Here is an 8,231-nt window from a genome sequence, read left to right as displayed (position 1 = left end):
CTTTTTCCCTCAATGGCACAAACAAAGGCCTCCGAAAATGAATTTCGGAGGCCTTTGTCTACAATCTGAGCACGCCTATTCCAACAGGAAAAGGCGTGCTTCTTTACGTATCAATTGAATGCCTGCTGTGCAGGTACTCCTTCATAACCGCCTGCTGGCCGTCTACGATTGTTTCAGGGAGGGCTTCAGGATCCAAAAAATCCACCGAGGCTGACTCGTTGGGATCGGGCTGAATAGTACCTTCCAAATGATCAGCGGTGTAGGCGATAATCACACAGTAAAAAGGGTCCCCGTTCGGTGCAATCACAAACGTATCCTCCCCGGAGTAAACATTAAAAAGTCGGAGGCCGCGGGCGTGGAGACCTGTTTCTTCCAGGGTCTCCCGGACTGCTGTTTCTTCGGCAGCCTCCCCGAGCTCCATTAAGCCTCCGGGAAAGCTCCAGCTGCCCGGGGGATTGGTTCTTTCCTGCAGCAAAATACGGCCTTCATCGTTTTCTGCAATAACAATAGCTCCCACGAGAATCACTGTTTCTTTTCCAACGAGCCGTCTTAGGTTTTCTACATACCCCACATGAAACTCCCTCTCCGTTGTGTTTTCTCTACCATATCATGAAAATATGGCCAGGAGAAAAGCAGTATCAATATTCATACGTGAAAATATGGTATGTTAAAGTGAAAGAATCAATAAAGCTTGGATGTGAATAAATGTTGCCGGCATTGCAGGACAAATGCCGTATAAACTGGATGGAAATCGGGAACAGTAAATTAAAAGCATGAAATCGATAGCGAAGTAACAGGGGGATACTTGTATGTTTAAACGACTGTTAATTGCAGTAGACGGTTCCGATCACTCTGCCCGTGCGGTGGAAAAAGCGATTGAAAGCATTGCGCCGGAGCTTTCCGAAGTCTATGTGGAGGTAGTTTACGCTACTAACTCCGCGCAGCCGAAATCAAACCGGCTGAGTGAGCATGAATTATACATTAAGCAGCAGAATGAAGAAGAAATTCTGCAGCCGGCGGTCGAACGACTGAGCGCAGAAGGAGTAAGAGTAGAAAAAGTGGTGCTTCACGGGGATCCGGCAGCGGCTATTAGTGAATACGCGAACGAATATGAATTTGATTGTGTTGTTGTCGGAAGCAGAGGGCTGAATCCGTTGCAGAAAATGGTTATCGGCAGCGTCAGCAGAAAAATTGTGGAGCAGATCCGGCATCCTGTGCTTGTTGTAAAATAAATGTGCCGTACTAAAATACTGTTAAAAAGCTGCCATTTTTACGGGCGGCTTTATTATTTGCGAAATTCTTTTCAAGGCGTACGTTTGTCCATTACAAACAGGCAGAGGAGTGGTAGAATGGTTTTCGTGCTGAATAAATAATATACATAGGAGTTTTCCACATGGCAGAACAAGAAGAAAAGTTAGAGAGAGCTGTAGGGGCAAAATCTATCGAAAAATTGGATTTCAGGCTTGGGGCTTTTGGAGCTGCAGTGCCATTGTTGTTTTTTGTAGTCTGGGCGATTACTACCAGTGTTCTTCAGCTGTCCTCTGAGATTGGACTGGTAATGGGGGCAGTCATCGGACTGACCCTTGGCATGCTGTTTTGTAAAAGCCGTTGGGCTGACTACGCCCAGGGCCTGTTTGACGGTCTGGCGCAGCCGATTGGCGTTATCGCCATGGTAGCCTGGTTTTATGCGGGAATGTTTGCCCAGGTGCTTCAGGTAGGCGGTTTGGTAGAAGGGCTCGTCTGGACAGGGATAGCAACAGGCGTGACAGGCGGCCTGTTCACCGCAGTAACATTTCTGCTTGCTGCAGTCTTTTCTACAGCAGTCGGCACCGGCTATGGTACGACCGTGGCGTTTTGTACACTGATGTTTCCAGCCGGAGTAGCTACAGGGGCAGATCCGGTAATGCTGTTCGCTGCGATACTTGCCGGTGCAGTGTTTGGCGACAATCTTGCGCCGGTTTCTGATACGACAATCGTTTCCGCAACGACGCAGAATGCGGACGTGCCGGGTGTAGTAAGAAGCCGGTTCAAGTACGCGATCGCTGCAGCCATTCCAAGTGCAGTATTGTTTGCAGTCTTCGGTGGAGGAGACGGCGATGCAGTCTCCGGCGTTTCTTCGGCAAACGTGGTGGAAGACGTTTCGCCGGGCGGCCTAATCATGCTTCTGCCATTTCTGCTCGTGCTTATATTGGCATTATCCGGCCAGCATTTAATTACTTCGTTAACATGGGGAATTGTATCTGCCATTCCGTTAATCGTCATTTCCGGTCTGGGTTCATTTTCGGATATTATTCGTTTTAACCCTGAAGCGGATGCGGTAGTCGAAGGGGCGTTAATCGAAGGTATCACCGGCTATGTGAACATGGCCATTTTGATTTTATTAATTGTGGCGGCAGCTTATTTGATGAGACTCGGCGGAACGATGCAGGCGATTACCAACGGCCTGGTGCGCTGGATTAAAAATTCTGTACGTCGGGCAGAGCTGTCCATGTGGGGTATAGTAGCTCTCTTGAACAGTTCCATTACCATTAACACGGCTGCAGAAATTGCAGCGGCTCCGTTTGTCCGGGATATCGGGGAAAAGTACAGGATTCACCGTTACCGCCGGGCGAACCTGCTTGATGCGGTAACATCGGCGCTCGGTTACATTTTCCCGTGGGGAGCTCCGGTGCTTCTTGGCTGGTCTACGATCCAGACGATGCAGGAGCAGTACAATTGGCTGCCGGTGGTCGAGCCTACTGCAGTATTTCCTTTCGTCTTCCAGGGGTGGTTTCTCGTCTTAATCATGCTGCTTGCAGCGATTACCGGATGGGGGCGTCGTTATGAAGGAAAGAACGGAGAAGAACTCCGCGAACGTCCTTCGGAATAAACCAAAAGTGTGCTGCTTTGGCAGCGCGCTTTGTTTTGTTTAAAGGGAAATTTTGAAAAAGCCGAGGCTGTTGTTATATTATCTGCGAAAAAACAATATCAGAATGAAAAAAATTAGTGAAAATGCACGAAAAAAGTTTCCAATTTGAATCAGAATAACCAATGAACTCTGCCTTTGAATTCTCTAATATAAAACGTAAGAAATTTAAAAAAGGTGGAGAATAAATGAAAGATCGCACAGAAGAGATGGAAATGCAGCAGCCGCAGCCTGAAAAAAAGCACAGGTTTCACATGCCGCATATTTACGTTATCTTATTCATTTTCACTGCATTAGCAGCAATAGCTACCTACATAGTTCCTGCCGGGACATTTGAGGAAGTACCCGGGCCGGAAGGAAGAACGACGATTGATCCTGATTCTTACCAGCAGATTGCTTCAGATCCGATAGGAATCGTTGATTTTATGCTTGCGGTACCGAATGGACTAGTCGCTGCAGCTGAAGTAGTATTTTTCACCTTTGTGATTGGCGGTATGTTCATGGTGCTTCGCCGCACCGGTATTATTGAAGTTGCCGTGGATCGTTTAACGCGGAGATTTTCAAACAAAAGCCTTGCGGTAGTGCCTGTACTAATGTTTGTTTTTGCTTTCATATGCAGCCTGATCGGCACCCAGGAGCTTAGTCTTGTATACGTTCCTGTTATTTTACCGCTGATGATTGCCTTAAAATACGACTCGGTGACCGCAGCGGCTATTGCGCTAATTGCTACTACTGCAGGTTTTACGGCCGGCTTTCTTAATCCCATTAACACTGGGCTTGGCCAGCAGGTAGCAGACGTACCTCTGTATTCAGGGCTCGGGCTGCGTATTGCCTTATTCCTTACACTGGCTGTTATCGGAGTTCTTTGGGTGATCAGGTACGCAAGAAAAGTAAAACAGCGGCCGGAAATGAGCCTAACCTATGAAGAGGACGAAGAAAAACGAGCATTATATCTGCATACGGATGATACAACAACTTATACTTTTCAGAAACGTCAGAAAATTGCTTCCGCATTTATTTTCATATTTTTTGGAATACTCGTTTACGGAGTACTCGCCCAAGGTTGGTTCATGCTTGAAATGGCTGGATTGTTTATCATAATGGGCATCGTGGTCGGTATGATTGCAGGGCTAACACCGACTCAGGTATGCGATGGTTTCAATGAAGGCTTTCGGGACGTGCTGGTCGGGGCTATGATTGTTGGTGTAGCAAGAGCGGTAGCCGTAGTGATGGAGGAAGGACAGATTATGGATACCATTGTCCATGGCCTGGGCACAGCAGTAAGCGGTATGCCGGTTGTACTCAGCGCTGTCGGAATGTTTGTTATTCAATTTTTATTTAACTTTCTGGTTCCGTCAGGAAGCGGCCAGGCGCTCGTAACAATGCCGATCATGGCTCCGCTTTCGGACCTTGTTGGAGTGACACGGCAGACCTCAGTACTTGCTTATCAGCTGGGGGACGGCTTAGGTAATATTATTTTCCCTACTTCCGGTTATTTCATGGCCACCCTCGCGCTTGCCGGCGTGCCTTGGCACAAATGGGTGAAATTTTATTTTCCACTCCTTCTCATCTGGATGGGTATCGCGATTATCTTTTTAACAGGGGCCCAGTTGCTGCAGTGGAATGGCTGAGTGTGAGCAGTTTACTTTGCATGGCTGTCGGATATAGTTAGAATAGATTCTGCAACAGCTTAGAGGATGTTTGAAAAGATGAGAAAGGAAAAGCATCTTTACCTTCCTTTATGCTAAATCAGAAGGTAAATGTGGAAAGGGTGACAATTGTCATGGCAAAAAACGTATTAATGGTAGTAACAAGTCATTCCAAAGTGAACAATGAAGCAAAAACAGGCATATGGCTTTCCGAATTTGCGGAAGCATATATTGAATTTCAAAACAAAGGCTACAACGTTACTATCGCAAGTGTAGATGGCGGTAAGCCGCCGATTGATGAAGGAAGCGTGCAGCAGGAAACACGCCAGGAAATTCTTGATGCAGAAAAATACCTTGAAGAGACAGTAAAGGTGGATACCGTTTCTGCTTCAGATTTTGATGCCATTTTTATTCCTGGAGGGCATGGCGCGATGTTTGACCTCCCGGAAAGTCAAAAAGTCCAGGAGCTGATCCGTGAATTTTATGAAGCGGACAAATACGTTGCTTCGGTCTGCCACGGACCGGCGGCCCTGGTTAACGTTACTCTTTCAAACGGAGAGCCGCTTGTTTCCGGTAAGCGGGTGAACGCTTTTACGGACTCTGAGGAAGAAGACACCGGCCTTACGGCACACATGCCGTTTCTGCTTGAAAGCCGTCTGCGTGACCTTGGAGCCGAATTCGTTACGGCCCCAAACTGGACCGAACACGTGGAATCCGATGGTTTCCTAATTACTGGACAAAATCCGCAATCAACAGAAGCCGTAGCTAAAGAATTTGTTCAAAAACTAGGCAGCTAATGCTAGCTGTAAAAAGAGCCCCGGCCTTTCCAACTGCGTTGGAGACCGGGGCATTTTTATGGAAAAGGCGGTGCGGCTTCCGCACGGCCTTCATTTGTTGAATTAATATAATTTTCCGCGAATATGAAGCATTGTACAAAGTGATGTGATGGAATGAATATAGCAGTTCTGACGGAGAGCGAATGGATCGCCGAAAAACTCCGGAAGCACGCGGTCCATTGTTTCTTTCATTTTATCGTACAAAATCTTTGTGACCTGCTCTTCAGAATAATACAACGTTTCCCGTCCCTGCAGCCATTCGGAATAAGATACGATAACACCGCCGGCGTTGGCAAGGATATCAGGGATAATGACGACCCCCTGTTCAGCCAAAATGGCATCAGCTTCGGAAGTGATAGGAGAGTTGGCGCCTTCTATAAGGATAGAGGCTTTAACATCCTGCACATTATCTTTATGAATGACTCCGCCGAGAGCAGCGAAAAATAAAGCGTCTACTTCAAGAGAAAGAATATCGTCACGGTCCCGCACTTCCGCACTGATACCAAGATCATGAATCTCAGCGTCCGTAGTAGGAAGATCACCGTCATGATCGTTGGAGAAATCGAGAAGAGCAGGGACGTCGAGGCCGTCTGCATTGTACAGCGTGACGTTTTGATCGCTAACGGAAACCACTTTCGTATCGAGATAGTCACAGTTATACGCCTGCATGGCGGTAACTGAACCCACATTTCCGAAGCCCTGTACGGCTATAGAAAGCGGCCGGCCGTAAAATTCAAGCGCGGTTTTGAAAAATTTATTTTCCGAAGTCTGGAACTCATCGCGCCGGTTTTTCAGAAAGTCATGCAGCAGGTATCGTAAAGTGAAATAAACTCCTTTCCCGGTCGCTTCTCTCCTGCCAAGGGAACCGCTGTTTTTAACGCTTTTTCCCGTGAAGCTTCCACGGTAAGGAATGCCGGGGTTGATATTTTTGTATTCAGCCATCATCCAGTCCATCTCCCTGGCGCTTGAGCCAGCGTCGGGAGCGGGGATGTCTTTGTCCGGCCCAATTACATCGTTGAAATACTGCACGTATTTTTTGCACACAAGGTTTAATTCCTTTTTGCTGAACTCCTTTGGATTAATGCTGATGCCACCCTTGCCGCCGCCAAATGGCACATCATGAAGGGCATTTTTAATAGTCATAAGAGAAGCAAGGGAGGATACTTCGTCTTCATCGACGCTTTCGTGAAAACGGATACCGCCTTTGTAAGGTCCCATAGTGTCGTTATGCTGGACCCGGTATGCCTCCAAACGAACTACTTCGCCGTTTTGAAGGGGAACGCGAAGAAACGATTTGTGTACATGATTGGGAGTGGAAAGGATGGAAATAAGAGAAGAAAAGGCCGTTTCACGCTCCTGTCCTTCATAGTCGGGCAGGAAAGTCTCATCCTGCATCAGTGCATCGAGCGATTCCTGAATAATCTTCGTCGCTTTATCTGACATATTACGTCCTCCTTAAGGTATTTATGCCTATGTAAGTAGTTCTAGTAGAGAATACCACTTTTCAGAAGACTACAAACGGATTCGGGGAAATTGACATCAAAAAGAATCGTTTTTGAGCGGATAAGTTGCTTTTGGAAAAACGATGCGTGCATACTGATTTTTGAATATTACTTATAATTTGTAGCAGTAGAAAGGAAGTCGTAATAATGACAGAGGAAACATCGAACCAGCAAGCGGCAGCTCCTTTATTTGAATCCTTTCAAATAAAAGATCTGCATCTTGAAAACAGAACAGTAATGGCGCCGATGACAAGAGGGTTTTCGCCGGGCGGTGTACCAAATGAAGACGTGGTAGCTTATTACCGGCGTCGGGCTGAAAATAACGTAGGACTGATTGTGACAGAAGGAACTGGTATCAATCACCCTGCCAGCGTGGAAGACCCGGGAGTACCGGCCTTTTACGGTGAAAAAGCCCTCGAAGGATGGGGGAAGGTTGTAGAGGCAGTACATGAAGCGGGAGGGAAAATCATTCCCCAGCTCTGGCACGTAGGCATGACACGACCGGTAGGGGCAGAGCCGAACTCTGAGGCTATGCCGATTGGACCTTCCGGTTTAGCTTTAAGCGGGGAAGCTGTATCAAAGCCGCTGACAGTGGAAGAAATTGAGGAGCTGGTGCAGGCTTATGCAGACGCTGCAGCAGCGGCGAAGCGTATTGGCTTTGATGGCATTGAAATCCACGGCGCCCACGGGTATCTGATTGACCAGTTTTTCTGGGAGCAAACCAATAAGCGTACAGATCAGTACGGCGGGGATTTTGTCGAACGGACACGGTTTGCGGTTGAAGTAATTGAAGCATGCCGCCGGGCTGTAGGTGAAGATTTTCCTATCTTCTTCCGGTTTTCGCAGTGGAAAATGTCTGACTTTGAAGCGAAGCTTGCAGACACGGCAGACGAACTGGCCCGCTTCCTGGAGCCGCTGTCTAAAGCAGGCGTAGACGTCTTTCACTGTTCAACCCGCCGCTTCTGGGAGCCGGAATTTGACGGTTCTTCTTTAAATCTTGCCGGCTGGACGAAATATTTAACCGGTAAGCCTTCTGTGACGGTAGGGTCTGTAGGGCTGAATGGTGTTTTTACAAGCTTTGAAAGAGCAGAAAACGATGATATTCAAGAATTAGTCAACCGGCTCGAAAATGATGAATTTGACCTGGTCGCAGTTGGGCGTCCGCTGTTAACGGATCCGGCATGGGCCAAAAAGATGCAGGAGGGCCGAACGGAAGATCTGGTGCCGTTCACTAAAGACGCATTAAGCGAGCTGTATTAAATACGATTATCAGTAAATCATGAAATCCCCGGCCGCTGCCGGGGATTTTTTCTAACAGATGTGTGAATCATTAAGGTGA

General features: G+C 47.4%; 7 protein-coding genes. 5 read left to right on the top strand and 2 right to left on the bottom strand.

Annotated features, from left to right (window positions below):
* Positions 1-103: 103 nt before the first annotated feature.
* Positions 104-571 (bottom strand): NUDIX hydrolase, encoded by a 468-nt coding sequence (locus tag Q9M42_RS15265; protein WP_322527294.1) that lies wholly within the window; start codon positions 569-571, stop codon positions 104-106.
* Positions 572-809: 238 nt separating this feature from the next.
* Between Q9M42_RS15265 and Q9M42_RS15260 the strand changes: the two genes are divergently transcribed.
* The 4 genes from Q9M42_RS15260 to Q9M42_RS15245 all read left to right on the top strand — a co-directional run bounded on the left by Q9M42_RS15260 (position 810) and on the right by Q9M42_RS15245 (position 5,351).
* Entirely contained in the window at positions 810-1,232 is a 423-nt protein-coding gene (locus Q9M42_RS15260; RefSeq protein ID WP_322527293.1) for a universal stress protein, read from the top strand.
* Between the two features lie 161 nt (positions 1,233-1,393).
* Positions 1,394-2,869 carry a Na+/H+ antiporter NhaC family protein gene (locus Q9M42_RS15255; protein ID WP_322527292.1) on the top strand — a complete coding sequence of 492 codons (1,476 nt, stop codon included), beginning with the start codon at positions 1,394-1,396 and terminating at the stop codon, positions 2,867-2,869.
* A 224-nt stretch (positions 2,870-3,093) separates the two neighbouring features.
* Complete coding sequence (locus Q9M42_RS15250; RefSeq protein ID WP_322527291.1) at positions 3,094-4,536, top strand: YfcC family protein; 1,443 nt, start codon at positions 3,094-3,096, stop codon at positions 4,534-4,536.
* Positions 4,537-4,688: 152 nt separating this feature from the next.
* Entirely contained in the window at positions 4,689-5,351 is a 663-nt protein-coding gene (locus Q9M42_RS15245) for a type 1 glutamine amidotransferase domain-containing protein (protein WP_322527290.1), read from the top strand.
* Between the two features lie 102 nt (positions 5,352-5,453).
* On the opposite strand, the gene Q9M42_RS15240 is transcribed toward Q9M42_RS15245, so the two are convergent.
* Positions 5,454-6,833: a Glu/Leu/Phe/Val family dehydrogenase gene (locus tag Q9M42_RS15240; protein ID WP_322527289.1), complete on the bottom strand. Its 1,380-nt coding sequence runs from the start codon at positions 6,831-6,833 to the stop codon at positions 5,454-5,456.
* A gap of 206 nt (positions 6,834-7,039) precedes the next feature.
* Between Q9M42_RS15240 and Q9M42_RS15235 the strand changes: the two genes are divergently transcribed.
* On the top strand, positions 7,040-8,152 hold the full coding sequence (locus tag Q9M42_RS15235; RefSeq protein WP_322527288.1) for an NADH:flavin oxidoreductase: 1,113 nt from the start codon (positions 7,040-7,042) through the stop codon (positions 8,150-8,152).
* Positions 8,153-8,231: the final 79 nt, after the last annotated feature.

It is taken from the genome of Marinococcus luteus (assembly GCF_034497705.1).
Classification (GTDB): Bacteria; Bacillota; Bacilli; order Bacillales; family Marinococcaceae; genus Marinococcus; species Marinococcus luteus_A.
This window is presented reverse-complemented; position numbering and strand designations above follow the sequence as displayed.